The 26,018-nt window shown below is 63.5% G+C and carries 26 protein-coding genes; 10 read left to right on the top strand and 16 right to left on the bottom strand.

Features of this window, described 5'->3' with window-relative positions; all coding sequences use genetic code 11:
* Window positions 1-92 precede the first annotated feature (92 nt).
* Entirely contained in the window at window positions 93-1,301 is a 1,209-nt protein-coding gene (locus tag PZN02_RS13250; RefSeq protein WP_280658440.1) for a ZIP family metal transporter, read from the bottom strand.
* Window positions 1,298-2,419 (bottom strand): multicopper oxidase domain-containing protein, encoded by a 1,122-nt coding sequence (locus PZN02_RS13245; protein WP_280658439.1) that lies wholly within the window; start codon window positions 2,417-2,419, stop codon window positions 1,298-1,300. The genes PZN02_RS13250 and PZN02_RS13245 overlap by 4 nt, the downstream gene beginning before the upstream one ends.
* 175 nt (window positions 2,420-2,594) lie before the next feature.
* Here PZN02_RS13245 and mntR point away from each other — a divergent pair, with 175 nt between their 5' ends.
* Window positions 2,595-3,065 carry a manganese-binding transcriptional regulator MntR gene (gene mntR / locus PZN02_RS13240; RefSeq protein ID WP_280658438.1) on the top strand — a complete coding sequence of 157 codons (471 nt, stop codon included), beginning with the start codon at window positions 2,595-2,597 and terminating at the stop codon, window positions 3,063-3,065.
* Between the two features lie 127 nt (window positions 3,066-3,192).
* On the opposite strand, the gene PZN02_RS13235 is transcribed toward mntR, so the two are convergent.
* Window positions 3,193-4,044: a LysR family transcriptional regulator gene (locus PZN02_RS13235; RefSeq protein WP_280658437.1), complete on the bottom strand. Its 852-nt coding sequence runs from the start codon at window positions 4,042-4,044 to the stop codon at window positions 3,193-3,195.
* An 85-nt stretch (window positions 4,045-4,129) separates the two neighbouring features.
* Here PZN02_RS13235 and PZN02_RS13230 point away from each other — a divergent pair, with 85 nt between their 5' ends.
* The 3 genes from PZN02_RS13230 (at window position 4,130) to PZN02_RS13220 (ending at window position 8,172) form a co-directional block, all read left to right on the top strand.
* Window positions 4,130-4,738 (top strand): cysteine hydrolase family protein, encoded by a 609-nt coding sequence (locus tag PZN02_RS13230; protein ID WP_280658436.1) that lies wholly within the window; start codon window positions 4,130-4,132, stop codon window positions 4,736-4,738.
* Between the two features lie 204 nt (window positions 4,739-4,942).
* Window positions 4,943-6,220, top strand: coding sequence for an efflux RND transporter periplasmic adaptor subunit (locus PZN02_RS13225; RefSeq protein WP_280658435.1), 1,278 nt, complete (start codon window positions 4,943-4,945; stop codon window positions 6,218-6,220).
* Between the two features lie 8 nt (window positions 6,221-6,228).
* On the top strand, window positions 6,229-8,172 hold the full coding sequence (locus tag PZN02_RS13220; protein WP_280658434.1) for a MacB family efflux pump subunit: 1,944 nt from the start codon (window positions 6,229-6,231) through the stop codon (window positions 8,170-8,172).
* Between the two features lie 30 nt (window positions 8,173-8,202).
* On the opposite strand, the gene PZN02_RS13215 is transcribed toward PZN02_RS13220, so the two are convergent.
* The gene (locus PZN02_RS13215; RefSeq protein ID WP_280658433.1) at window positions 8,203-9,168 is read right to left on the bottom strand and encodes a hypothetical protein; all 966 of its coding nucleotides are present in this window, start codon (window positions 9,166-9,168) and stop codon (window positions 8,203-8,205) included.
* Window positions 9,169-9,683: 515 nt separating this feature from the next.
* On the opposite strand from PZN02_RS13215, the gene PZN02_RS13210 reads away from it, so the two are divergent.
* Window positions 9,684-10,127, top strand: coding sequence for a TIGR02594 family protein (locus tag PZN02_RS13210; protein ID WP_280658432.1), 444 nt, complete (start codon window positions 9,684-9,686; stop codon window positions 10,125-10,127).
* Window positions 10,128-10,304: 177 nt separating this feature from the next.
* Here PZN02_RS13210 and PZN02_RS13205 read toward each other — a convergent pair whose 3' ends face one another.
* Window positions 10,305-10,871, bottom strand: coding sequence for a transglutaminase-like cysteine peptidase (locus PZN02_RS13205; RefSeq protein ID WP_280658431.1), 567 nt, complete (start codon window positions 10,869-10,871; stop codon window positions 10,305-10,307).
* A gap of 416 nt (window positions 10,872-11,287) precedes the next feature.
* On the opposite strand from PZN02_RS13205, the gene PZN02_RS32130 reads away from it, so the two are divergent.
* Window positions 11,288-13,024, top strand: a complete 1,737-nt coding sequence (locus PZN02_RS32130) for a hypothetical protein (protein ID WP_342394696.1) — start codon at window positions 11,288-11,290, stop codon at window positions 13,022-13,024.
* A gap of 542 nt (window positions 13,025-13,566) precedes the next feature.
* Here the strand turns inward: PZN02_RS32130 and PZN02_RS13195 are convergent.
* Window positions 13,567-14,358: a hypothetical protein gene (locus tag PZN02_RS13195; protein ID WP_280658430.1), complete on the bottom strand. Its 792-nt coding sequence runs from the start codon at window positions 14,356-14,358 to the stop codon at window positions 13,567-13,569.
* Between the two features lie 347 nt (window positions 14,359-14,705).
* Here PZN02_RS13195 and PZN02_RS13190 point away from each other — a divergent pair, with 347 nt between their 5' ends.
* Entirely contained in the window at window positions 14,706-15,437 is a 732-nt protein-coding gene (locus PZN02_RS13190) for a thermonuclease family protein (protein WP_280658429.1), read from the top strand.
* A gap of 75 nt (window positions 15,438-15,512) precedes the next feature.
* Here the strand turns inward: PZN02_RS13190 and PZN02_RS13185 are convergent, their stop codons facing one another.
* From PZN02_RS13185 to PZN02_RS13170, 4 genes are all read right to left on the bottom strand, one after another.
* The gene (locus PZN02_RS13185) at window positions 15,513-16,397 is read right to left on the bottom strand and encodes an aminoglycoside phosphotransferase family protein (protein ID WP_280658428.1); all 885 of its coding nucleotides are present in this window, start codon (window positions 16,395-16,397) and stop codon (window positions 15,513-15,515) included.
* Between the two features lie 131 nt (window positions 16,398-16,528).
* Complete coding sequence (locus PZN02_RS13180; protein WP_280658427.1) at window positions 16,529-17,797, bottom strand: NAD(P)/FAD-dependent oxidoreductase; 1,269 nt, start codon at window positions 17,795-17,797, stop codon at window positions 16,529-16,531.
* Window positions 17,798-17,899: 102 nt separating this feature from the next.
* On the bottom strand, window positions 17,900-18,565 hold the full coding sequence (locus tag PZN02_RS13175; protein WP_280658426.1) for an SOS response-associated peptidase: 666 nt from the start codon (window positions 18,563-18,565) through the stop codon (window positions 17,900-17,902).
* An 83-nt stretch (window positions 18,566-18,648) separates the two neighbouring features.
* Window positions 18,649-19,113: an Lrp/AsnC family transcriptional regulator gene (locus PZN02_RS13170; RefSeq protein ID WP_180938312.1), complete on the bottom strand. Its 465-nt coding sequence runs from the start codon at window positions 19,111-19,113 to the stop codon at window positions 18,649-18,651.
* A 220-nt stretch (window positions 19,114-19,333) separates the two neighbouring features.
* On the opposite strand from PZN02_RS13170, the gene PZN02_RS13165 reads away from it, so the two are divergent.
* Complete coding sequence (locus tag PZN02_RS13165) at window positions 19,334-20,053, top strand: aspartate/glutamate racemase family protein (protein ID WP_280658425.1); 720 nt, start codon at window positions 19,334-19,336, stop codon at window positions 20,051-20,053.
* Between the two features lie 124 nt (window positions 20,054-20,177).
* On the opposite strand, the gene PZN02_RS13160 is transcribed toward PZN02_RS13165, so the two are convergent.
* Together PZN02_RS13160 and PZN02_RS13155 are read right to left on the bottom strand one after the other, a co-directional pair.
* Window positions 20,178-20,525, bottom strand: a complete 348-nt coding sequence (locus tag PZN02_RS13160; RefSeq protein ID WP_280658424.1) for a hypothetical protein — start codon at window positions 20,523-20,525, stop codon at window positions 20,178-20,180.
* A 99-nt stretch (window positions 20,526-20,624) separates the two neighbouring features.
* Window positions 20,625-21,029 (bottom strand): winged helix-turn-helix transcriptional regulator, encoded by a 405-nt coding sequence (locus PZN02_RS13155; protein ID WP_280658423.1) that lies wholly within the window; start codon window positions 21,027-21,029, stop codon window positions 20,625-20,627.
* A gap of 156 nt (window positions 21,030-21,185) precedes the next feature.
* Between PZN02_RS13155 and PZN02_RS13150 the strand changes: the two genes are divergently transcribed.
* Both PZN02_RS13150 and PZN02_RS13145 read left to right on the top strand, forming a co-directional pair.
* The gene (locus PZN02_RS13150; RefSeq protein ID WP_280658422.1) at window positions 21,186-22,073 is read left to right on the top strand and encodes an SDR family oxidoreductase; all 888 of its coding nucleotides are present in this window, start codon (window positions 21,186-21,188) and stop codon (window positions 22,071-22,073) included.
* 174 nt (window positions 22,074-22,247) lie between these two features.
* The gene (locus PZN02_RS13145; protein ID WP_280658421.1) at window positions 22,248-22,859 is read left to right on the top strand and encodes a 2-hydroxychromene-2-carboxylate isomerase; all 612 of its coding nucleotides are present in this window, start codon (window positions 22,248-22,250) and stop codon (window positions 22,857-22,859) included.
* A 210-nt stretch (window positions 22,860-23,069) separates the two neighbouring features.
* Here PZN02_RS13145 and PZN02_RS13140 read toward each other — a convergent pair whose 3' ends face one another.
* The 4 genes from PZN02_RS13140 to PZN02_RS13125 all read right to left on the bottom strand — a co-directional run bounded on the left by PZN02_RS13140 (window position 23,070) and on the right by PZN02_RS13125 (window position 25,769).
* Complete coding sequence (locus PZN02_RS13140) at window positions 23,070-23,576, bottom strand: DoxX family protein (protein WP_425336241.1); 507 nt, start codon at window positions 23,574-23,576, stop codon at window positions 23,070-23,072.
* A complete protein-coding gene (locus tag PZN02_RS13135) occupies window positions 23,573-24,376 on the bottom strand; it encodes an HvfC/BufC N-terminal domain-containing protein (RefSeq protein WP_280658420.1) in 804 nt (267 codons plus the stop codon). The genes PZN02_RS13140 and PZN02_RS13135 overlap by 4 nt, the downstream gene beginning before the upstream one ends.
* A complete protein-coding gene (gene bufB / locus PZN02_RS13130; protein WP_280658419.1) occupies window positions 24,363-25,292 on the bottom strand; it encodes an MNIO family bufferin maturase in 930 nt (309 codons plus the stop codon). The genes PZN02_RS13135 and bufB overlap by 14 nt, the downstream gene beginning before the upstream one ends.
* Before the next feature lie 153 nt (window positions 25,293-25,445).
* Entirely contained in the window at window positions 25,446-25,769 is a 324-nt protein-coding gene (locus PZN02_RS13125) for a BufA1 family periplasmic bufferin-type metallophore (RefSeq protein WP_280658418.1), read from the bottom strand.
* Window positions 25,770-26,018: the final 249 nt, after the last annotated feature.

Raw genomic sequence — 26,018 nt, 5'->3', positions numbered from 1 at the left:
GTCAAGGCGAATTTGCGAGAAAATGAATCCGGCATGCGAATAGGACAGCAACCGGAACCGCTGGATTGGCCAGCGCATGCGACGCGACGAGCTCAGATCTTCACGAGCATCGCCGTCCCGTACATGAAAGCGACCCCGGTCGTCAGTCCCGCGATCGTGGCCGGGGCGAGGAGCGCCGCCGACCCGCGCCCGTCGGAGCGCATCAGATAGGCGGCGACCTCGACCATGACCTGCAGTATCGCCCCCGCTCCGACTGCCAGAGCCAGCGCCGACCATTGTGGCGCGTAGGCAAGGCTGCCAATCCAGAGCCCGACGACGGCAGGTCCTCCGGCGAGCAAAGCCAAGGCCGCAAAGACCCAAAGCGCCGGCCGCTTCTTCAGCAGCGGCGCCGAAATTCCGATACCCTCGGTGATGTTGTGCGCCATGAACCCCAGCACCAGGAAGGCGCCCAACCCGGCTGCGCCTGCCGCGAAAGCCGCACCGATGGCCAGTCCTTCGCCGAGGTTATGCAGGCCGATGCCGAGCGCGATGAAGGTTGCGAGCGCAAGCCCGCTCGGCGCGCCCTGACGTCGGCCGACTGCCATCAGCAGAAGGAAGCTGGCAGCGGCCGCAAGCCAGACCATCGCCTGCCCCTGGAAGATGGCGGCGGACTCGCCCGCAAGCTCGAAGGCTTCCGCCGCGGCATCGACGAGAAGGAACGCCAGCAACCCGACGGTCAGCGCAAGCAGGAAATCCATGCCATCACGGCCGACGCCGCTGAGAGCGGGATAGAACATCATCCCGATCGCCACGGGGACGAGGCCGACAGCGACGCCGAGCAGCGCTTGCGAGAGCAGACTTTTGGCATTGTGCGCCGGTGTCGGCACGGCGACTGCGATTTCGTGCTCGAACGTCGCACCGGTGTTGGTGACGATGTTGATCGCGTGCGCCTCCCCCAGCACCCACGGGAAGGGCAAATGGATCCAGGCTGTCGCCCCGCGGCTGATCGGCCCGGGCGGAGCCTGCGTGAACTGCCAATAGGCGTCGTCGACCTGGACCTGGGCGATCGTCATCGGCTCGGAACCGCCGGCGCGCACGAGAACGCGGATGCCGTCATCCGACAAGATCGTCCGCTCGAACGTCAAAGCCTCGACCGGTGGCGCGCCATTTCCGAAGCGCTGCAGCGGATTCGTGGCCACAAGCCAAACGATGGCCAGGCCAAGTGCCGCCATCGGCAGGATGAGCCACAAGAGCGCCGCACGTGATTTCCGCGCCGGACCAGAAGTCGGGTTGGCCGCCGTTATGTGGGAGACCTCGTTCATGCGATCGCCTCCACGACATCGAACATGCCCGACCAACCGAGTTCGGTGAACTCCGACTGATGCGGATGGAACATGTAGAGGCCGGGTTCGTGGTCCTTGAAGGAAAATTCGAGGATGCCGCGCTGGGCCTGGCACTGGGTGATCAGGTCCACCGTCTTGAGGGTCGGCGTCAGGGTCGTACCCTGGTCGAAATAATCGAAGAAATTGGCGTGCAGATGGAACGAGTTGATCGGGTCGAATTCGACGACATTGGCCAGATAGATGCGGACCGGCCTGTCCCGCACGATCCTGATCGGCCGCTTCATGTAGGCATGCGCGACCGTGTTCACCGCATAGACTTCGTTTTCGCTGTCGAAATTGGTGTCGAAGCCGTTCATCACCATGGCAAACTCCTGCCATTCGGCGTTTTCCGGCGTGCCGAGCAGGCGGGAGCGGGCGATGTCGGCAAGCTCCGGATGCCTGGCCGGATCGGGATCGACGACGAAAAGGCCGTACATGCCCTTCTGGATGTGCCGCTTCAGCGGAAGGGCGTGGCAGTGGTAGAGATGGCAACCGAACGGCCGCGCGTCGAATTCGTATACGAACTCGCCGCCGGGATCGGTGAGGCCCGCGCCGGGAACGCCGTCCACGCGGGCCGCGTGGATGCCATGGAAGTGCATCGAGTGGGGATGCGAACCCGAATTCCTGAAGACGATCCGTAGCCGGTCACCCTCGGTAGCCCTGAGCGACGGGCCGGGCACGCGTCCGTTGTACGTCCACGCCGGGAACATGATGCCGGGCGCGATTTCGATTTCCTTGTCGTACCCCTCCACCTCGAAGGTACGAAGGACCCGGCCGTCGGGCAGCCGGGAGACGGTACCCGTGTCCCACTCCGTCAGCAGCTTCGCGGTCTCGAAGCCATTGCGCATTTCATCGACCTCACCGACGGTGATCATCGCGCCGTGGGCGGAACCATGACCCGTTTGAGGCGAAGCGGCTGAATGTGCTGAATGGTCGGCCAAATGGCTAGATTGAGCGACGGACGATCCGCTCGCGCAGATCACGCTCCCGCCGGCGGCCGTAACGCTGCCCCAGAGCAGTCCGCGTCTGGTGATTTCAAACGGCCCCCATCTCGTCATGCGGGCGCTCCATCGTTAGTACGATACAACAAAATAAGCATAAGTCAGACAATATAGCAATGGCTAAGTCGACAGCGGCGGCCGTTCGGTGCGTGGGAGTTGCAGGCGGCGACACATTTTTAGCCATTGCTATGATTTCAACGGGGGCTTACGATGTTGTTCAAGGAGCCATGTAATGTCCGACCAAACCGCCCGATCCGAAGAAATCACGACGCCGCTTATCGACCCGGAAACGCAGGTCGAGAGCTTCCGCCAGACCCGCAGCAACCGGCGGACCGAGCTCGTCGAGGACTATGTCGAACTGATTGCCGACCTAATCGATGACAGCGGCGAGGCAAGGCAGGTCGAAATCGCGCAGAGGCTAGGCGTCGCCCAGCCGACGGTGGCCAAAATGCTGAAGCGGCTGGCTGCCGAAGAATTGATCGTCCAGCGGCCATACCGTGGCGTTTTCCTGACGGCTGCCGGAAGGAAAATCGCCGAAAGGTCGAAAGCGCGCCACGAGATCGTCGTGTCGTTTCTCCTCGCGCTGGGCATCAGTCCGGCCACCGCCCGCATCGATGCCGAGGGCATCGAGCACCATGTCAGCGAGGAAACGCTCGAAGCCTTCGGGCGCTACATCCGCCGCGCGGCCCGCAAGGCACAGTAGCCTACTGCATGTTTCCTTAAATCGGATCCGATTTAAGGAAAAAAACATGCAGCGATTCAAATTACTACAGCGTCCTTTGCGCGTCTGATAAGACGCGCGGCGCTGTAGTCACCGGATTGGTGTGGTCTCAAGATCGCCAGCCGCGCACCGCCGCCTCCACGAAGGCGGCGACCGCGGCGACGCTCGGCACCCGCGCCCTTTCGGGATGGATCATCAGATAGGCCGGCCGGTTGGCCACGGCCGCCGGTTCGTCGATGATCTCGAAGCGCGGATCGTGCCGGGCGGAGAGTTCGGGCAGCATCACCTCGGCGCCGAGCACAAGTGCCGCCTCGGCCAGGATCTCCAACTTGTCAGCGGTGAGCACGACGCGAGCCCTCGGCCTCGCCCGGTCGAGTGCCAGCATCTCCGGCACGTGCGCCAGCGTATCACGGTAGCGCACGATCGGATGCTCGCCCGGTGGAAGGCCGGCGGGACGGCAGAGCCGGAAGCGGATCGCGCCGATGCGCTTGATCCGCGTCGTGTCCTCGCCGGTGCGACCGAGGCGCACCGCGATATCAGCCTCGCGGCGCTCGAAGCTCAGTGCCTGGTCGTCAGCCACGAGGTCGAGGGTGATGCCGGGATGGCTGCGCTCAAGGTCGCCGAGCGCCGGCGCGATGATGCGGCTGAGAATGAAGCTGACGCTCGTCACGCGCACGTGGCCATGAAGCTCCGCCGTCGCCCGCATCAGCCCCGCCATCGACAGTGACGCCTCTTCCGAAATCGTCCGCAGCCGGTCGAGCACTGTGGCAAGCACCGGCGTCGGCGTGAGCCGCCCACCGATGCGGTCGAAAAGTGCGGCCCCGATCCGCCGCTCCAGCGCCGCGAGCCGGCGCGCAATGGTCGTCTGGTCGACCCCGAGGCTGCGCGCGGCGGCACTCAGCGTCCCGCCTCGGACGATATGGTCGAGCAGTTCGAGATCAGCCCAGCTCTCTGCATTCATGCAGGTTCATCTCCGAAAACTTCGGCTTCATCGGCGTTTTCGCGGAGCATAGGGTGAAGCATCTGAACAGGCAATGGAGCCCGCTATGACGACCGCAAGACCGCCCTTCACTCTCTTTTCCCTCGCCGGCCGCGAGCCCGCGCCGCCAGCCCTTGGCGATGCGACGCTGATCCTTATCGACTATCAGAACGAGTATCTTTCCGGACCGCTGACGCTCGTCGACGCGGAAGCCGCCGTCGAGCGCGCCGGTGTCCTGCTTGCCGCTGCACGGCAGGCCGGCGCGAAAATCATCCATGTCGCGCACAGGGGTGCGGCCGGCGGTCCCTTCGATCGTGCCACCGAACGGGGCGCCTTCATCGATGCGCTGAAACCGCTCCCGGCCGAAGCGATCGTCGAAAAGCCACGTCCGAACGCCTTCTCCGGCACCGGCCTTGCCGATCTCGTCGGCCCCTCCGGCACGAAGGTCGTAATCGCCGGTTTCATGACACACAATTGCGTGTCCTCGACGGCGCGTGCAGCACTCGATCTCGGCTATGAGATCACCATCGCGGGCGATGCCTGCGCCACCCGCGACCTGCCGTCTGCGACGGGCATCGTCAGCGCGCGCGACCTGCACGTGGCGGAAGTCGCCGCGCTCGCCGACCACCATGCCTGCGTCGCCGATGTCGCGGCGCTCATCGAGCCGCGCCGCTGATTTCGATCGTGCGCTCCGGGGGCGGACCTAAGCTGCTGGCCGAAATAAGCTTTCCGCCTCGGGCGGAGCCCGCCACACCGTCCTGCCGTGCCCTCCCCGGCGCACATTACAAAAATATAATGATCTCAATGCTTTTCGCTGGTCGCGTTCACCTTTATCTTAATGACACACATCGCCCGATCGGGGAGCAAGCTGAGCACGCGCATGGGAAAAACGGCCCAGACGAGGGAAGACGTGACGGCGCGCAGTTTGGCGCCGCCCAACGTGACCGTCATTCCTGCGCCGGCGCCGCCTCGAAAGAAGCGCCGCTCGCGCCTTTGGGTCGCCGCCCCTGTCATCCTTTCCGTTCTCGGCGGAGGCTATTACGCCTGGAGCCAATACGGCTCGCAGCCGGCCGCGACGATGATCACGGAGGTCGTCACGCGCGCCGATATCGAAAGCAGCGTGACTGCTGTCGGCACTCTCCACGCGATCAAATCCGTCGATGCCGGCGCACAGGTGTCCGGTCAGTTGAAGTCGCTACATGTCCAGATCGGCGACAAGGTCGAGCAGAATCAGCTTGTCGCCGAGATCGATCCGGCCACCATCGAGAACAGGATCGAGATCGATCAGGCCGAACTCGCCAATCTCGAGGCGCAGCTCGTGTCGAAAAAGGCGCAGCTCGTTCTGAAACAGGCGAATATCGAGCGTCAGCGCAATCTGGTCGCCAGCAACAGCGTCTCGCAAGCGACACTTGAGCAGGCCGTGGCCGACCATGTGGCTGCGAGCGCCGACGTGCACGCGATCGAGGCGCAGATCCGCAAGCAGCAGGCTGCGCTTGCCGGCGACAAGGTCGATCTCGGCTACACCAAGATCTATGCGCCGATGGCCGGCACGATCGTCGCCAACCCTGCCAAGGAAGGCCAGACGCTCAACGCCAATCAGACTGCGCCGACGATCGTCACCATTGCCGATCTTTCGACGATGACGGTCAAGGCCCAGGTCTCCGAGGCCGATGTCGGCAAGCTGAAGATCGGCATGGACGCCTATTTCTCCCTGCTCGGCCAGCCGGGCAGACGCTTCACCGGCAAGTTGCGCCAGATTGAGCCGATGCCGGACACGGCAAACAACGTCGTCCTCTATTACGCCCTCTTCGATGTTCCGAACCCGACCGGCGAACTGATGATGTCGATGAGCGCGCAGGTCTTCTTCGTTCAAGCCGCCGCCAAGGACGTGCTCGTCGTCCCGAGCGCAGCGATCAAAACCAATGGCGAGCGCGCGCCGGGCACACCGTCGAAAACGGAAGTGACGGTCGTTAGGCCTTCGGGCGCGACGGAGACCCGCGAGGTCGAGGTCGGTATCCGCAACCGCGTCAGCGCCGAAATCGTCCACGGCCTCGAGGAAGGCGAGCGCGTCGTCGTCGATACGGCGTCGGCTTCCACCGGCAACAGCATGCGCAATACCCGCTCACTCCGCGGCCTGCGCATGCCGCGGATGTTCTGAGCACGCCGATGGCCGCCCTCATCTCGCTCAAGGATCTCAGCAAGACTTTTTTCAACGGCGATCTCGCCGTCGAGGTCTTGCATAATATCTCGCTCGACATAGAGGCCGGCGAATTCGTCGCGATCATCGGCCAGTCCGGCTCGGGCAAATCGACGCTGATGAACATTCTCGGCTGCCTCGATCAGCCGACCTCGGGCGACTACCTGATCGACGGCGAAAAGGTTTCCGGTTTTAATGGCGACGAGCTCGCGGCGCTGCGCCGCCGCACCTTCGGCTTCGTCTTCCAGGCCTACAATCTGATCCCGACTGCGAGCGCGCAGGAGAACGTCGAAGTGCCCGCGGTCTATGCCGGCGTGTCCGCACAGGACCGGCATAAGCGCGCGCAGGCGCTTCTCGAATCCCTGAAGCTGGGTGACCGGCTCGATCATCGGCCAAGCCAGCTTTCCGGCGGCCAGCAGCAGCGCGTCTCGATTGCACGCGCTCTGATGAACGGCGGCCGCGTCATCCTTGCCGACGAGCCGACCGGCGCGCTCGACAGCCAGAGCGGCGAGGAGGTGCTGGCGCTCCTGCGCGAAATGAACGAGGACGGCCACACGGTGATCGTGATCACCCACTCGCGGGAGGTCGCCGAACAGGCTGACCGGCTGATTGAGATCCGCGACGGGCGCATCATTGCCGATCGCACCAAGAAGGGCCGCAGCAATCCGGACGCGGCGGTCGGCCTCGCCCAGCGCACGCGCGAGGGTTTCGCCGCGATTGCGGATGTCTCCGAAGCGGTGAAGATGGCGATGCGGGCGCTGCGCGCCAATCTCTTCCGCACGATCCTGACGCTGCTCGGCATCGTCATCGGCGTCGGCTCGGTCGTCGCCATGTTGGCGATCGGCACCGGTGCGCAGGATTTCGTGCTCAGCCGCATTTCCTCGATGGGCTCGGATCTTCTGCTGGTGCGCCCGAGCATGGCCAATTTCCGCGGCAGCGCGGGAGGAAGCAACGTCACGCTGGTGCCCGCAGATGCCGACGCAATTCTCGGAGTGCCGAATGTCGCCTTCGCCGTGCCGGAAATGACGACGACGGTGACGCTCCGGCGCGGCAATATCGACTATCAGACGACGGCCAACGGCACGGCGCCGCAATTCACCGAGGCGAAATCCTGGAGCATCGGCCGCGGCGAGTTCATTAACCGCAACGACATGGAAGGCTATGCGCCCGTCGCGGTTCTCGGGCAGACCGTGGTCAAAACCCTGTTTGCGGACGGCTCCGATCCGATCGGCCAATACGTGCTCGTCAACAAGATCCCCTTCCAGGTGATCGGCGTTATGAACGAAAAGGGCGCGAGCGCCGGCGGCAACGATCAGGACGACGTTGTGCTCGTGCCGCTCACCACAGGCAGCATGCGCATCTTCGGCCAGCGCAACATCCGCACCATCACCATCAAGGTCGAGGACGCCTCGGCGATCGACCTGACGCAGGAGCGGATACAGGCGTTGCTCAACGAACGCCACAAGAGGGAGGATACGCAGATCACCAACATGTCGTCGGTGCGGGAGGCCTTCACCGACACATCGAACACCTTGAAACTCTTCCTCGGCTCGGTCGCGGCGATTTCGCTGCTGGTTGGCGGCATCGGCGTCATGAACATCATGCTGGTGAGTGTCAGCGAGCGAACCCGCGAGATCGGCGTGCGCATGGCCACCGGAGCCCGCCAGCGCGACATCCTCGTTCAGTTCCTTGTGGAGGCGCTGGTAGTCTCTGCGATCGGCGGCGCGATCGGCGTCGTTGCGGGCCTCGGAACCGGCGCTCTCGCAAAGACCTTCGGCATGCCGGTGAGCTTCACTGGTGGGCCAGTGGCCCTCGCCTTTGCCTGTTCATTCCTCACCGGCTTGCTCTTCGGCTACCTGCCAGCCAGAAACGCGTCGCGGCTGCAGCCAGCGGTGGCGCTCAGCGCGGACTAATGCGGATGAGCGCGGCGCAGCAGCCCCGTATCACACCGAAGGCTCCATCACCGAGACGAACTTCTGCGCCAGGTCCTGCGACGCTACCTTCCGCGGGTGAAGTTCATCGTTCCACCGCCCCTGCACGACGTCCTTCAGGCGGACGACGGTGACATTGTCCTGGGCGCGCTCGATCCGCTCGAGCATGTCGTAGAGACGGTCAACGAGATAGGTGAGAATCCCTTCGATCAGCACGCCGTCGCCCGTCAGGCTGAAGCCGCGGCGGGTGAAGGGCTGGCCGAGCCACGGGCCGTTCGCCACCGGCTTCGGAACGTCGTAGCCATGGACCAGCATCTGCGTCCGCTTCGGGCACGACAGAATCGCGACGTCGCGCGCGATCTCGTTATAGCCTTCCTCGAGCGACCGCACCTTGCGGTCCAGGACATCCAGGCGGAGAAAGCTTCTTGGATCGCCGGGCATGCCGGAGGTCCTCGGCCGCAGCAGCTCCGTCAGGGCGCCACCGCCGAGGATGTCGTTGCCGCCACCCGAAAAGATGAAGAAGTCGAATGAGGCGGATTTCACCAGCTGGCGGTAATCCTTCTTCTGCCGCATCTGCTCGAAGGTATCACCCGGATAGGCGACGTTCTGGGCGTAGTAGCGTCCCTCGAGGACATCGAAGAATGTCGGTGCGTAACCCGCCAGCGCCGATAGCGGCCAGAGGATATTGATCCAGGAATCGCCGTCCGCGCAGATGCGGATGCCGCTTGCCTTGCGCGCGACCATCGTGTCTGCCGGCAATGCCGAAGACTGCAGCGCGCGCACGGCCTGTTCGTCCGTAAGATAACGGCCCTGCGCATCCTTGACGTGGTAGACGAGGCAGATCCCGGGGTCTTTCTCGAGGAAAACCGAGGCGGTGCCGGCCTCGTCCTTGGTCGCCTTCCGGCTGCCCTCACTCACCCTCGCCTCGGCGGTCTTGCCGCCGGTCTTGCGGGCTGGTTTCCCCTTCGCGCTTTCCATGGCCGCGCTCCCGAACAATCGGAAATGAGTAACACATATCCGGGTGCCGGGACAGGCCGACGCAATCCTGGATAGATCCGCTGCGGCCGCCCACGGCAGGCCCTATTGAGCCCGTGACGCGGAGAAATGGCGCGAATAGAGCCATTGCCACAATTTTGCTTCACGCAGCCGGCAAAGTCCGCTCGCTATCCAGCGGATGGCAGGGGAATACCGAATATTTGTTTCGTTAGAGTTGGGCCAGAACCTCTTGGTTCGCCCGCCTGTTGGGGCCGTGTTGCAGCGTTCAACGCAATACGGGAACGTCACCGTTCTGCGCGCTGGATAGAGAAACAGGGTCAAAAGCGGACTCGGCTTGGCCGAGCCCGAAGGTGGATTATTGCGCGTTCGAGCGAGCGCGCAATGGCGTTCTAGTGCTTTGATTCAAAAGCATTTTACTCGCTTTCAGCATGTCCGCCTAGAGGCGGATGGCTCTTAGCAGTGAACGCACACCGAAAAATGGCAAGGAGACTCAAGCCATGAAGGTTCTAGCGTTTCTCGCCGCAATATATGTCGCCTTTACAATGCCGGACACGGCTACCGCCGGCATGTTGGCCCAGGCCCAGCAATTTACCGGACTGCATGAAGTCAAGAACAACAGGCGGCTGCGCGCCGCCCTCGGCATAAACCCCGCCCGCACGCCATGGTGCGGCCATTTTATGGGCATGATTGCTCGGAAGGCCGGCCGACAGCCGCCGAAAGCCTATAGCTTCGCAAGCTCCTGGCTGCGCTTCGGTGCACCCGTGCGCCTCGCCTACGCGCGTCCAGGCGACGTCATCGTCGTGCGCACCGGTCGCGGCTATCATGTCGGGATCCTCTCCGCCCTGTCGAAGTCGACCGCACAACTGATCGGCGGCAACCAATCAGGGCGTGTTCAGTTGTCGCAGTTCAGCCGAAGACAGGTCGTCGCTGTACGAAGATAGCCGCGAGAAGGCGCGGCCTTCGAGGTATTGAAGGACATCGTTGCGCGCCTGAAAGACGGCGCCGCGACTGGCGTTTGCGCGCCTGCATCTCACGGTCGGAGCCGTCTGCACCACCGCGCGTCCGATCGGGCGCGCAAAGGTCGCTGCAGCACCTTGAATTGTTTCAGCGGCCGCCGCTCAGATCCGCTGCGCGCCGCCGATCAGTTCCCAGCGCCGGCCGTTCGATTGAGACTGGCGGGCGAAATAATTATAAGGGGTCCTCGACCAGTCGCGAACCGAATTGGTCATATTGTCGAGCACGAGGTCGCCCTCGCTGGTGCGCACGGTCAGCACCGTGTGCCCCTCGCCGCGATAGCGGGCGACCGTCAAGAGCAGCGCCGAGGCTGGCCAGCCGCGCTTGAGCAATTCCCGCTTCTTCAGGATGGCGAAATCCTCGCAGTCGCCGTAGGCCGTGGGCACGCGCCAATCGTCGTCCTGGCCGACATTTGCCAGATCGCTCCGCTCCCTGATGCGCGCATTGACCGCGCGGTTGATCTGTTGCAGCTCACTCGCCTTTTCCGGGTGCAGGACGACCATCTTGCTTCCGCCGCCCGTGCTGCACAAGCGCGGCTCGCGCGTGCAGAACGAGGCGAAAGCCGGTGGCGCGAAAGCCTTGCCGCCGGTCCTCATCGTCGTGCCGGCATCGGCCACCTGCGGGATCATAAACAGCAAGAGAGATGCGATCTGCGCGATGAAATATTTCATGAAAATGACCTCTAACGGCGGGCGTAACGCTCCCGTGTCAAACTACGCATAACTAATGGGGATTAACTCAAGGTTGATTAACCCAAAATTGGGCGATGTTGTGGCCGTACTACTAATAATTCGTAACTTGACCACCTCGCGCTTTACGCGAATTATTTATTACTTTTTTTGAAATATTTATTTGTAGGAGTTGCGTAATGCCTCAGTTAAACAAATCCGTATTAAATATTTTCTTTATTCTTTCAACAGCATCAATAACATCAGTAGTCCTCACAACAGACGCTAACGCAGTACAGCGACAGCGTATGACTGCAAACCAATGCAGCCCGCTGACTGAAGATAACTTCGCGGCCTGCTGCGTAGCGCTCAACCGCTCGAAAATCCTCACGCCAGCACAGATCAAAATGTGCCCTCCCTTGTCGACAGCAACCATAAAGGGTGCCTCGACGGGCGGAGACGAGCGCAGTGATGCCAGCCCGCACAAAGGCGGTGGCGGTGGAAAAGGCAGTGGCGGCAGCGGCGGTAGCGGTGGCACTGGCGGTGGCGGTGGTACCGGCGGTGGCGGTGGCGGCGGCAGCAGCCCTCCCCCTCCTGACGATGGCGGCAACGGTGGCGGCGGCGGGAACGGCGGTGGCAGCAACGGCGGTGGCGGCAGCGGAAACGGCGGTGGCGGCAGCGGCGGCGGCGGAAACGGCGGCGGTGGTAACGGCGGTGGCGGCAACGGCGGCGGCGGTAACGGCGGCGGCGGCGGCGGCAACGAAGGCGGCGGCGGCAACGGCGGCGGCGGCAATGAAGGCGGCGGTGGTAACGGCGGTGGCGGCGGCAATGAAGGCGGCGGCGGCAACGAGGGCGGCGGCGGCAACGAAGGCGGCGGCGGCAACGAAGGCGGCGGCGGCAACGAAGGTGGCGGCAACGAAGGTGGCGGCAACGAGGGCGGCGGCAACGAGGGCGGCGGCAACGGCGGTGGCGGCAACGAAGGCGGCGGCAACGAGGGTGGCGGCAACGAAGGCGGTGGCGGCCATGAAGGTGGCGGCAACGAGGGCGGCGGCAACGGCGGCGGCGGCCATGAAGGTGGCGGCAACGAGGGCGGCGGCAACGGCGGCGGCGGCCATGAAGGTGGCGGCAACGAGGGCGGCGGCAACGGCGGCGGCGGCCATGAAGGTGGCGGCAACGAGGGCGGCGGCAACGGCGGCGGCGGCCATGAAGGTGGCGGCAACGAGGGCGGCGGCAACGGCGGCGGCGGCCATGAAGGTGGCGGCAACGAGGGCGGCGGCAACGGCGGCGGCGGCCATGAAGGTGGCGGCAACGAGGGCGGCGGCAACGGCGGCGGCGGCCATGAAGGTGGCGGCAACGAGGGCGGCGGCAACGGCGGCGGCGGCCATGAAGGTGGCGGCAACGAGGGCGGCGGCAACGGCGGTGGCGGCAACGAAGGCGGCGGCAACGAGGGTGGCGGCAACGAAGGCGGTGGCGGCCATGAAGGTGGCGGCAACGAGGGCGGCGGCAACGGCGGCGGCGGCCATGAAGGTGGCGGCAACGAGGGCGGCGGCAACGGCGGCGGCGGCCATGAAGGTGGCGGCAACGAGGGCGGCGGCAACGGCGGTGGCGGCAACGAAGGCGGCGGCGGCAACGAAGGCGGTGGCGGCAACGAAGGCGGTGGCGGCAACGACGACAAGGGCGGCGACAAAGGCAAGGCCGGCGGCAAGAACAAGGATAAGGCCGAGGGCAAGAGCAAGGACAAGGCTGGCGCCAAGGGCAAGGATAAAGCCGAGGGCAAGAGCAAGGACAAGGCTGGCGCCAAGGGCAAGGATAAAGCCGACGGCAAGGGCAAGGACAAGGCTGGCGGCAAGAAGAAGGACAAGGCCGGCGGCAAGGGCAAGGACAAAGCCGACGGCAAGAAGAAGGACAAGGCCGGCGGCAAGGGCAAGGACAAAGCCGACGGCAAGAAGAAGGACAAGGCCGGCGCCAAGGGTAAGGACAAGGCTGGCGACAAGACACCCGGCAAAGGTGATAACAAGGCGCCCGGTAAGGGCGAGGCACCCGGCAAAGGCGGCGACAACGGCGCAGGTGAAGGCGGGCAAGCCAATAATGGCAAAGGCAATGGCGGCGGTGACGGAATTCCCGGTAATTCCGAGCAAAGCGACGACAACCGTTGACGCATGCATGGCGCGTTCGAAAGAGCGCGCCATGCAATGTGCGCACTTTATAAAAGCGCGCGCGGCAGGAAATCCCTCCGCTTTCAGGCCTCACCTGAAAATGGGCTGACCTGCCGAGATTGGCGGGTTCCCGTAGCCTTCATGCGACTGGAAAGACGCACGGCTATAAGGGCCCGCCTTCTTTTCCCTACAGCGCCGCGCGTCTTGTCAGACGCGCAAAGGACGCAAATCGGCTACGATTCAAAGAAGCATGCAGCAGCCCCATTCCGGCGATGGGTCATACCGGCGGAAACCGCTGAGCGGCCCGCAATCAGCGATCGTCAGCAGTAAGACGCAGATTGAGGGTGCACCGTCGATGCGGCATCCCGCCAGCGAAGGCAACTCTTTCAAACTGCGCGATTCTGGGAAAATCCGTTACGAAACTTCCCTGGAATGCTCTAAAGCGCGTCGCGTTCAATTGGACTCATGCGACGCACTTTAGGTCCTTGTTTTTATGCATGTCGTCGTCCCAAAACCCGCCGCACACTTTTGGGCGACATGCATTAGAACCGGATGGCCACGCCGATGATCGGCCCGTGCTGGATCACGTCGTAAGTGAAGCCGTCGTTGCTGTAGTCGACGCCCATGGCGCGATAGCCGGCAAGGGCCGAGATCCGGTCGTTCACGTTATAACCGAGCGCCCCGATCACGTCCCAGTCGAGGTCGGCGCCGCCGGCGCCCACAAGTCCCCACCCGGTCACGTACCACTCCGGCGTGAACGAATAGTGGCCGCGCAGGCCGACCAGCCCGTCGACCCAGGTGTCGCCGTCGCTCCTGGAACGGCCGCCCAGAATGCCGCCGCTGAGCGAGATCGTCGTGTCGACCGACCAGACCTTGGCACCACCGATGACGTCTAGGCGCACGTTGCTCTCGTCGACGACCGCATAGCCGGCGCCGACAAGGGCGGTAAACGTCTCCGACTTCACATTGACCTTGTCGACGAGAATGCCGCGCGGCGTGGCCTCATCTGTCGACACCTTCACATAGTTTATATCGGTGAAGATGCTGAAACGGCCATATCTCGCATCGCCCGCCGCCATGAAACCGAAATCGAGGTCGGAAAAGATGTCGCTGAAGCTCGGGTCGATCTCGACCGTCGGCAGGCCGAACAATCCGGTATCTCCCTCAAGCCCGGCCATCCAGAAATAGGGAGCGAAGGAGAAGGACCAGCCCTCCGGACTTTCCTCGGGTTGCGGCTGCGGCGCGAGCGCCGGCAGAACATCGGCCGCATGCACCGGAGCATTCATCGCGAGTGCGAAAAACGGAAGAAGAACGCAGATCGACCCAAATCTCATGATAGCTCCCCCACGCCGCAACGGCGCCTTCGCTGCAAGGCCGCCCTCCACCAGGCCGGCATTCCCTCTGCAGCGCCGTGCGGTACTCCGAGGCCCGCAAGGCCACCGCAACGCGTTGAATTGCTGACCGATTTTTTGGCGAACCGGTCCTGATTCAGCAAATCACGCAGCCGGACTATCCCACAGGTCCGCAACCGAGACAAGAATCCGCGACCGCCCCCGCGTTCAAGACGAGGCCGGTGTGGCTTTCGCGCACGTTCGCCGCAGCTCCACTTCGGCGGGCCGGATGGCAACCTTTCAGCAACCCCTAGCCCCGATAATGCCGGCGCAATCGAGGATCGAATCGGATGGCCAAGGCGAGTTCAAAAAGGCGGAAGCGCAGCGCAAGCCGGAAGGGCAATAGCGGCGGCATGGCGCCATGGTATATCGCGGCAGTCCTTGTCATCGGCGGCATCGCGGCCTACGACCATCGGGCGAAACTGCCGGATCTGCCCGGCGCCTCTAAAGTCGTTGCCATGCTCTCGCCAAAAGAGACGAAGACGAGACCGGTGGCGGCCGCCCGAGCGACGGCGAAGCCAAAAGAGCACACCGGTTCGATTGTCCGGAAGTCGACGCCTGTCCCGCCTGCCCTCGTCGCCGGAAAGTCAGCGCTTGCTCCTCCGGCTCCTGTCGGGCGACCGATGGAACAGCCAACGCCCCGGTTTGCAGACTCGAACACGTTCTATTTTTGCGGTATTCGCAACGACAACTGCGTAGTCGACGGCGATACCTTCCTCTTCAAGGGCGAAAAGATCCTGATCGCCGACATCGACGCGCCGGAGACGAAGGAAGCGAAATGCGAGGCGGAGCGCGCGCGCGGCTTCTACGCCAAACAACGGCTGCGCGAGTTGTTGAACGCCGGCAAATTCACGGTCGTCGCCTCCCGGGGCGGCGGGGGCAAGGAAGGCGGAACCCCGCACCTGGTGATGCGCAACGGACGATCGCTCGGCGACGTCCTGGTCTCCGAGGGGCTCGTGCGCAAACGGGCCGGCGAACCGTCGTCCTGGTGCGGCCGCTCCGTCGCCCGCGTCTCCGGCTGACCTACAGCTCCGCGCGTCTTATCAGACGCGCAAAGGTCGCTGTAGCGCTCTATCCCCTTCGTTTGCGGTCCCCGCTCAGCCGAAGCGTTCGTGATCGGCGAGCACCGCGTCGATCACACGGCGCGATTTCTCCACTTCGAGGCTGTCGGTGCCCGGAAGCTCGGCATAGACGATGAGCGCCTTCCAAAGCGTCCAGCCGCGACCACGCGCCCAGGTCGGACTGTCGAGCGGCAGTGCAGCGCGGAATACCTCCCGGCTTTCCCCGTGAAAAAAGGTCCAGGCGACCGAGAGGTCGCACGAGGGGTCGCCGACGCCGGAGGTGCCGAAATCGATAACGGCGCTTAACCGCCCGTCCTCGACCAGAAGATTGCCGGAGCTGACGTCGCCGTGGAACCAGACCGGCGCGCCGTGCCAGGTCGCGGCGAGCGCCGCTTCCCAGACGGCGCGTGCTGCGTCCGTATCGATTTTGCCTTCGAGGGCGGCGAGCGCGCGTCGCGTTTCCGCGTCATAGACGGTGAGCGGTCCGCCCCGAAAAAAATTGTGCTGCCCCGGACGCGGCCCGTCGGTGGCGCCGATCTTTTGGAGCGCAACGAGGAACTCTGCCAACGTCGTCGCGAAGGCGCTGAGATCCCCGACAGGCGCATGGGTCGCGATCTCGCCCTCCCGCCACTTGTAGATCGACCACGGCCAGGGATAGCCTTCGCCCGGCCGGCCCACCGCCAAGGGCACGGGAATGGGAAGCGGCAGGCGCGGCGCCAGGACCGGCAGCCAGCGCTGTTCCTTTTCGACCTGAAGCGCATAGCGCGCGGCACTGGGCAGCCGCACGGTCATGTGGCTGCCCAAATGAAAGGTCCGATTGTCCCATCCACCGAACCGGACGGGGCTGACCGGGAGATCCGCCCACTCCGGAAATTGCGCGGCGATCAACCGGCTGACGAGAGATGCATCGATGCTTACCATACCAAAAGTTGCATTTGAGATCGGAAGATAGCAACCTTCTAGAGCATGGGCGGGAAAAGTGCAAAACGGCTTTCCGCCAGCACACCATTCCCGCGCGTCGATCACCATTATGATTTGGCATTACCGGCCCGCTATCCCTCCTCGCGCAATGTCTCCTTTTGCGTAATCAGCCGCGCGCTGTGCTGGCCGCTGAGATAGATCCATAGCCAGCTCCAGGCGACCGCAAAGCGGCTGCGCGTGCCGATCAGGAAGTAGATGTGGGCGATGCCCCAGATCCACCAGGCGAGCGCGCCCTTGAGCTTGATCCTGCCGAAGTCGATGATCGCGGCGCGCTTGCCAATCGTGGCAAGGCTCCCCTGGTGGCGATAGCGGAACGGCCCCGGCGCCGGCTTGCCTTCGAGCCGGGCGCGGATCACCCGGGCAACGTGGGCGCCTTGCTGCTTGGCGGCGGGCGCGATACCCGGTACTGGCTTGCCCTCCTCCTGCATGACCGAGGCCGTGTCACCGATGACGAAAACATCGGGCAGCCCGGGAGCGCTCAGATCTTTTTCAACGACGGCGCGGCCGGCACGGTCTGCCTCGATGCCGAGCCAACGGGCGGCGGGCGAAGCCTGAACGCCGGCGGCCCAGACCAACGTGCGGCTTGGCACGAAGGCGTCACCGATCCTCACGCCGGCATCGGTGCAGTCGGTGACAGCAGCTCCCGTGCGCACCTCGACGCCGAGTTTTGCGAGTTCGCGGGCCGCGTAAGCGGACAGGTCCTCGGTGAAGGCGGGAAGGATGCGCGGCCCTGCCTCGACAAGCACCACCCGGGCCTGTCGTGTATCGATGCGGCGGAACTCCCCCGGCAGCGTCCGATGCGCCATTTCGGCGATGATGCCGGCGAGCTCCACCCCGGTCGGCCCAGCGCCGATCACCGTGAAGGTAAGCAACGCATCGCGTTTCGCCGGATCCTCCTCGAGCTCCGCCTGCTCGAAAGCGAGAAGCACTCGCCGGCGGATGGTCGTCGCGTCCTCCAGCGTCTTCAACCCCGGCGCCACCGGCGCCCATTCGTCATGGCCGAAATAGGCATGCGTCGCGCCGGTCGCGAGCACCAGCGTGTCGTAAGGGACCGCCTTACCGCTCGTCAGGATCACGCTCTTGTTAGCCGGATCGACGCCGACGACCTCCGCGAGCAGCGTCGTCACCTCCGGCCGGTCGCGATAAAGGTTGCGGATCGGCCACGCGATCTCCGAGGTCGCCAGCAGCGTCGTTGCCACCTGGTAGAGCAGCGGCTGGAAGAGATGGTGGTTGCGCTTGTCGATCAGCGTTATCCGGACCGGCGCGCCGCGAAGATCGTTGACGAGTTGCAGCCCGCCAAACCCTCCACCGACGACGACGAGATGATGGTTGTCATGCATGACCTTCGCACCGCTCGCAACACTCGACAAACCCTCCACCTTTGTCCGGCCCGGCGCAACCCACCCGTTCGGCATGGCTCTATTGCAAACTTGGTGCAGCGGTCAGCCCACATTGATTCCTGGATCGCCCTCAAACTTTGACGAATTGATCTCGCGCGAGACGCGGTGGAATTGCAGGGCGTCGCCAAGATTGCGGCTGATAAGCGCCTTGGCGTCGGCGACGGCGGTGTCGGCCGAGAGCCATTCATCATAGACCGCCGGATCGAGAATAACCGGTTGCCGGTCATGCAGCGTCCTGACCGGGTCAGTTGCGGGCATTGTCAGGATCGTAAAGCTGGTGATGTCGAGCGTCTTGTTCCGCGCCCATACGCCGGCGAAGGAAAATGGCGCACGATCCGGCAGATGAATAAACCAAGGATCCCTTCCGCCATCGTCGCCCGCGGTCCATTCGTAAAAGCCGTCGGCCGGGATCAGGCAACGCTTCAATTTGAAGGCGTCGCGGAATGCGGGTTTCGTATCCGCCTCTTCCATGCGAGCGTTGAACATTGCACCCTTCGGTATTTCCTTCGCCCAGAACGGCACCAACCACCAGCGGCCGTCCTCCAAGACCTGCTTGCCTTCCCTGTCATTGTGGACGAAGGGCACGGTATCGGTCGGGGCGATGTTGTAGCGCGGCTCGGTGTTGCGGCCGTAATATTCCTCAAGCGTGAGACGGTAGAGCGCGATCAGCTCGGGCCATGTCATCATATTGGTGAAGCGTCCGCACATCGACCTTCCTCCATGTCGACAACTGCATGTTTCCTTAAATCCTAGCCGATTTAAGGACGCCGCGTCCGGCAATAGGGGACGCCCTACTCCGCATAACCGACCGGCACGGCCGTGCCGCTTTTCAAGACTTCCATGGAAATAGACGCCGAAACGTCGAAGAGTTCCACCTTTCGAACGATCTGCTTGTAGACCACGTCGTAATGCTCCACGCGCGGGAGCACGACCTTGACGATATAGTCGTAGTTGCCGGTGAGCCGGTGCGCCTCGACGATCTCAGGAATATCGCTGATTGCGCGCCGGAACTTTTCGATCCATTCGTCGGAGTGATGCGCGGTCTTGATCAGCGCAAACACCGTGGTCGGCACACCCATCTTTTCGCGGTCGAGCACGGCGATGCGTCGCGCGATGTAGCCTGCTTCCTCCAGGCGCTGAATGCGGCGCGAACAGGCGGAAAGCGACAGGTTCACACGCTCCGCCAGGTCGCTCATGGCCACGCTGCCATCCTCCTGCAGGAGCGCCAGCAGCTTCCGGTCTCTCTCATCCAACACGCCAGTGACTCCTCGCTGCCGATCCAATTGACGCCAATAATTTGCGGAAAATGCGACCATGACACAAATATTGCGCGCAGATTTCCCCAGATCTCTCCATCAAAGCAAACACATCCGGTCAAAGCCGCGCCATACTTTTAACAATGGAACGGGATCAGAAGGTGGCAAGACACGATCTTCTTCGTCCCGCTGTCGATGCCTGTTCAACAACGAGGGAACCATGGAAATGCGCAAGATCGGCCTTATTGGCGGCATGAGCTTCGAAAGTTCGGCGGTTTACTACCGCATGGTCAACGAGGCCGTGCGCGAACGCCTGGGCGCGCTGCATTCGGCCGAAGTGCTGCTTCACTCCGTGGACTTCCAGACGATCGTCGACCTGCAGAAGGCCGGCCGTTGGGATGACGCCGCTCAGCGCCTCTCCGAGGTCGCGCGCGGGCTGAAGGCCGCCGGCGCGCAATGCGTACTAATCTGCACCAACACAATGCATCTGATTGCCGATGAGGTGCAGGCCTCTGTCGACGTACCCCTGATCAACATTATCGACGAGACCGCGGCGCGATTGAAGGCGGCCGGCAGCCGCAGGCCGCTGCTGCTTGCCACGCGCTACACGATGGAGCACGGCTTCTATGCCGAGCGCATGAAAAGGCATGGGATCGAGTTGATGGTCCCGGATGCCGATGGCCGCACGCTTACCCACAACGTCATCTTCGACGAGCTTTGCGCCGGCAAGGTGCTGGAGCCGTCGCGCCAGGCGCTGGTCGCCCTCATCGAGAAGGCCAAGGCCGGAGGCGCCGACGCGGTCATTCTCGGCTGCACCGAGATCTGCCTCATTCTCGACCCCGCCAACCTGCCGCTGCCGGGCTTCGATTCCACCGCCATCCATGCCGAGGCCGCCGTCGAATTCGCGCTTGGTCTCGAGAAGGCAAGCCGGGCCGCTTGAAAACCGCTCACCGTCGGCGCAATCGATCGCGTGGAGTCGCTCCGCCCTCGACGCGTGTCGCCCAAAGGTACGCTGTGGTTTTCGGACATCAATGAAGACAAGGCCCGTTGCACGCGACGCGCTCTTAAACACCATCCGGGGGCGCGAAGAAGCAATTCATGTGATCCTCGGTTGGGTGAAGACAGATGTGGAAATCGCTGTCGCCCGAGGGGATCTCGTCCCCATAGGGAATCTGGAACATGTGGTCCTTCGTCACGAGATGGTGATCCCCGGGGTGAAGAATGATCGAAAACCCGTGCGGCCCCTTTCTGACGCTGGCGCCAGGAATGCGCTCGCAATCGCCACCTACTTCGCTGCCCTGACAGCAGGCACGCGGATACGTCCAGCCACTACGGGCGGGGTGGGCATCACCATATGAAGGAAAACCGACAATCGCTGCTGCAGCGACAAATGAGATCAACTTGCAGGCCATCAGACGACTCCGATCAGATGGATAGCAGTCATCAAGAGGCAGATTTTAAGCCAGCTGCCCCACAAGCCTAGTAATCAATTCGGGTGATAGCAGCACCGCTCACACCACTTGGTCATACTCCGCCCGCGCCTTGCGGATCGCCTCGTGATTTGCCAGCGACCAGTCGACGAACAGTTTGAGCGGCACCAGAAATGACCGGCCGAGATCGGTGAGGCTATATTCCACGCTCGGCGGCTGCGTCGGATAGACGGTGCGGCTCAGATAGCCGTCGCGCTGCAGGTCGCGCAGCGTCTGCGTCAGCATGCGCTGCGAAATGTCCGGGATCAGCCGCCGGAGCTGCGAGAAACGCAAGGGGCCTTCGGCGAGCGACAGGATCATCAGCGAATTCCACTTGCCGCCGATATTGTCCATAACGTCGCGCACCGGACAGTTGGCCATATCCATTGGCACGCCGCACACCATCACCACCCGCTTACCCTTTACCGCGCCTGTCGTCTTGTTCATGGCGGTACCCTTTCCGTAACCACCGCAGCAAAAACTGCCTCCTTTACAGCTCTTAGCAGATTACGGGATAAGAGCAACTCTCAAACTGAGACCAGCACTCCCAATAGCGCCAACACTCGATGAGAGACGCTTGGAAGGCAAACGAAAGGAAAGACCATGTCCGAAACATTGCTCGTGACCGGCGCTGCAGGTCAGCTCGGTAAGCTCGTGCTCGACGCGCTGCTCGCGTCCGGCAAGGTGAGGCCGGCCGATATTATCGCCGCCAGCCGCGATGCCACCAAGCTCGCCGCCTACGCCGCCAAGGGCGTGCAGACCCGCGCAGCCGACTTCGACGACCCGGCCTCGCTCGAAAATGCATTTGCCGGCGCCGATCGCATCCTCATCATCTCGACCGACGCGCTGGGGCAGCCGGGCAAGCGGCTGCAACAGCACCTGAATGCCGTGGCCGCAGCCAAGAAGACCGGCGCCAAGCATATCCTCTACACCTCGATGCCGAACCCGGAAACCTCGGTCATTCCCTTCGCGCCCGATCATCTCGGCACCGAAAACGCCATCAAGGAAACCGGCATTCCCTACACGATCCTCAGGAACGGCTGGTACATGGAAAACCTCTTCATGGCCCTGCCGCACGCTCTTGAAACCGGGCAGTGGTTCTCCTCCGCCGGTGCCGGCCGTCTCGCCCATATCGCCCGCAGCGACGCGGCGGAAGCCGCGGCAGCGGCACTCCTCTCCAGCTCCACGGAAAGCCGCACCTATACCCTGACGGGCGCCGATCTGCACTCGACCGACGAGATCGCCACGCTCGTCGCCAGCACCACAGGCAAGAAACTCGAGGTCGTCCACATTTCCGACGAAGCGCTCGCCGGCGGCCTCAAGGGCGCGGGCCTGCCGGACTTCCTGATCCCGATCGTCGTCTCCTTCGACAGCAACACCCGCGAAGGCCATATCAGCATGGTGACCGGCGATTTCGCCGCGCTGACCGGCAAGACCCCCGTTAGCCTTCCCGCATTCCTCGAAGCGAGCAGGGCAACGCTCGTTCAATAAGTCCCCGCACATAAAAGCCCCGGTCTCAACCGCCGGGGCTTTTTGTCGAAGGCCGCATTGGCACGCAGCGGCCGGGCACTATCTACCTCTCCTGCGTCCGATACGCGACGACAGCGCGGCGCTCCAATCGGACGCTAGGGTCGTCGTAGCATCATGCAGTGGGGAGGAAGAGCAATGACGGCACCGATCGACTTCTGGTTCTCGATAGGAAGCCCTTACACCTTTCTGGCTGTCATGCGGTTGGCTGAAGTCGCCGAGAGGGCGGACGTCGAGGTTCGTTGGAGGCCCTTCGACGCCCGCGCGATCCAGCTAGACGCAAACGATGTTCCCTTCGCCGACAAGCCGCTCAAGGCCGCCTATATGTGGCGCGATATCGAGCGGCGCGCCGCGAAATTCGGCCTGCCCCTGAGGCTGCCTATCCCCTACCCGCTGCCCGAGTTGGAACAGGCCAACCGCGTTGCGGTGCTTGCCGCCGATGAAGGCTGGTGCCCGGCTTATACGACCGCGACCTACCGCCGCTGGTTCGTCGACCGCGAGCCTGCCGGCAGCGAGCCGAACCTCTCGGCGAGCATCAGGGAAGCGGGACAGGACCCCGCCCGCGCGCTGAAGCAGGCAAACTCCGGCGCCGTGGCGGATGCGCTTGACGCCGCTACCAGAGAGGCGAAAGAGATCGGCATTTTCGGCTCGCCTTCCTTCGTCTCAGACGGCGAACTGTTTTGGGGCCACGATCGCCTGGAGGACGCGGTCGAATGGCAGCACAATCTGGATCTGGGGAATCCGGGGTGAGAATGCTGTTGCGATGCATGGTGGCATGTTGAGTTGCCCCTCATCCGCCTGCCGGCACCTTCTCCCCGTTCTGACGGGGAGAAGGGATACGCCGCACCCCTCGCTCCCTCTTTCACGCAAGCGGGGCGAAAGGGTTTGCGCGGCCGCCTCGAGCCCCTTCTCCCCGCCTGCGGGGAGAAGGTCGCGGCAGCGGGATGAGGGGCGGACCGCCTATACTTTTCCCCTCCCCGACGCGAGCCACCAATCCACCGACAACCTGCCCGCACCCCAGGTAATGACGCCGAGCGCCATCGCCGCCCAGGTGAGATGAATCGGCCATCCGTCCGGAACGGTGAGCTGTATGACGATTGTCATTGCGAGAAGTCCGAGTGCGACAAGGCGGGTCGCCAGTCCCAGGACCACGAGCGTCGGCAGCAGGACCTCCGCGCAGGCGACCACGAAGGCCGTCACCGCCGGCGCCGGGAAGGCATATGGCCCTCCGGGCAGATGCAACTGGAATTCCGAGGTAAAGAGCAGAACGGCCACATCGTTGAGTTGCAGAAAGCCGTCCCATTTGCTCATGCCGGAGCGCCAAAAGGGCACAGCGAGCCCCAGGCGCAAGACGAATTGCGCCAGCGACGCCGGCGCGACGCCGGCGATCAGACCGTCGATCCGGCCGAGCCAGCCCGCCCTGCCCCAGTTTTCGCGTTTGTCGAAGAACTTCGGTAGAAGAGTCACGTTCTCATCCTCCCTGGCGCGGCAAAGGCACCGGCCTCAAGCATGACGACAATGGCAGTTGCGAGATCGAATTCCGGACAGCCCGCGCTTGCCGCCGCGGCAGCGCTTCCAAATGGCTCGGCTGCCAGGAGGCTGCCGAGGAAGACATCGGCGCCCGGCGGAAGACGGCGAACCTCCACGTCGAGCGCCGGTCTTGTTATCAGCGCGCTCTCCGGTTCCCTTGCCTCGATGCGGCCGACCGGGCCGCTGCCGCGGTTTGCGGAAAAGATCGTCAGCGCCGGATACGCCGAGCGCACCACGCGCGTTGAGGGGTGTGCCTCGAAGACGGCGTCGCCAAGCGCTTCCGCCGGAAACGACGCCAAGGCATGTGGCGGCAGGGCGGGCGCATCTGCCGCATGATAGGCGTCGAGCCAGGCTCGCTCGATGCGGGCGACATCGGCCAGCCACGGCATCGATTGCGCATATTCGTAACGCTCGATAAATGCGGGAAAGTCCCGGCCGTACTCGAAGAGAAGCGGCGAGGTCGGCGGCGTCTCCCGCGCGTGAAACCGGGCCATCGCGCGAAAGAAGGTCTCGCCGGTGATGCGCATCGTCGCGGGAAACGCCGCGGCGAGCGCGTCGATCAGGCTGACGGTCACGTTGTTGCGATAGACGTTGAAGCGCTTGTTTGCGGCCTTGCCCCTGGGCCCCGCGACGAGGCTGGGCGTGACGCGGCCGGGATCGAGCAGCGCCGGCACGAAGCCTGTCGGGTAATCCAGCCTGTCGGCAACGTCGTCGGAAATGCTCTCAGCCACGCGCATGGCTCTTCTCCCGCAGGAACGCGCCGGCGTGCCGATCGAGGATCGCTTGTGCCGCAATCGCTTCGGCCTTCAGCACCGGCCAATCGGGAATGGCGCTGTCCCATTCAATAAGAGTCGGAAGCGGGCCGCACCGGCCGATGACGATGTCGAAGAGCGTCCAGACCGCGTCGGCGACCGGCCCGTCGTGGCTGTCGATCAGGAGGAGATCGCCCTCGTCGTCCTCTTGCTCGGCGTGGCCGGCCAGATGGATCTCGCCAACATGTTCGAGCGGATAATCCGCGAGATATTCCAAAGCGGAAAAGCCATGATTGGTTGCCGAAACGAAGACATTGTTGACGTCGAGCAGCAGACCGCAGCCGGTGCGCCTGACCAGCTCGCGGATGAATGCAGTCTCGCTCATCGTCGATTCCTTGAAGAGCAGATAGGTCGACGGGTTCTCGAGCAGCATCGGCCGCTTGATCGTCTCCTGGACCTCGTCGATATGGTCGGCGACGCGCCGCAGGGTGGCTTCGGTATAGGGCAGCGGCAGAAGGTCGTTGTAATAGGTCGTGCCGTGCGTCGACCAGGCCAGATGCTCCGAGACCAGCGCCGGTTCGTACCGCTCGATCAGCCCGGCAAAGCGGCCGAGATGGGTCTTGTCCAGCGGCTGCGGCCCGCCGATCGACATGCAGACGCCGTGAAGCGAAACCGGGTAGTCCTGGCGTATTCGCGCGAGCGCCGCATGCGGCGGCCCGCCCTCGCCCATGTAGTTTTCCGCGTGAACCTCAAAGAAGCCGCGCTTGGCCGCCTGATCCTCGAGAATGGATGTCAGATGCTGGTGTTTGAAACTGGTGCCTGCCAGTCCGTCGATCCGATGCGCCGGAAAACGGGAGCCTTCCGACGCGCCACGATCCGCGTGAATTGCCAATTTGGCCATCGTCGCCTCCGCTTTCCGGCGCTTGTCCCTGTATGATTCCTTAAAGTGCTACAGCGACCTTAGCGCGTCCGATCGGACGCGCGGCGCTGTAGAGCAATTCCGGGAAAAGTGTGGAACGGTTTTCCGTCCGGAATTGCATAGTTTCAAAGTGGCTTAGGAGGGAAGATCGCGTGACAGCGGTTCTGGCGAGCCCTTGCGGCCGTCCGGCAGTTGCATCGTCGTGCAGGTGCCGCCATCGACGAATTTCCAGGCATTGCCCTGGTAATCGACCGTCGAGGTTGCCTGGCAGGTCGTGCCCGGACCCGCGGCGCAATCGTTTTGGCCCTTGAGCGCGACGCCGTAGCACTTCTCCTTGCCGGCATCCATTGCGGCCTTGACCTCGGCCTCCGAAAGCGGCGCGGCGATCGCGAACGACGACACCGCAGCTGCCACGGCACTCGCCAGCATGGCCGCACTTATCGTGGATTTCGTAGACATGATTTCGTCTCCGTGTTGGTTTCATGGGTGTGCCGCTCCAGGCACACAGAGGCTCGTTCGTACCAACGGGAGATATGTTACATTCGGCGTCTACACGCTTTCGTGAGCCGACGTCCCCTGCCAGATCACGATGAAGGGAGGCCGAGGATATGGGCGGAATATCGCTTTACACTCTTCGTCGTCCCATTTTAGCCAAAGGATTGCTGGCGGCGATGTAACGAACGGCAAAAGCGAGCGAATTGGGAGGAA

This window comes from Sinorhizobium garamanticum (assembly GCF_029892065.1).
GTDB lineage: Bacteria > Pseudomonadota > Alphaproteobacteria > Rhizobiales > Rhizobiaceae > Sinorhizobium > Sinorhizobium garamanticum.
The sequence above is the reverse complement of the archived record's forward strand: the minus strand, read 5'-3'. Positions and strand labels throughout refer to the sequence as shown.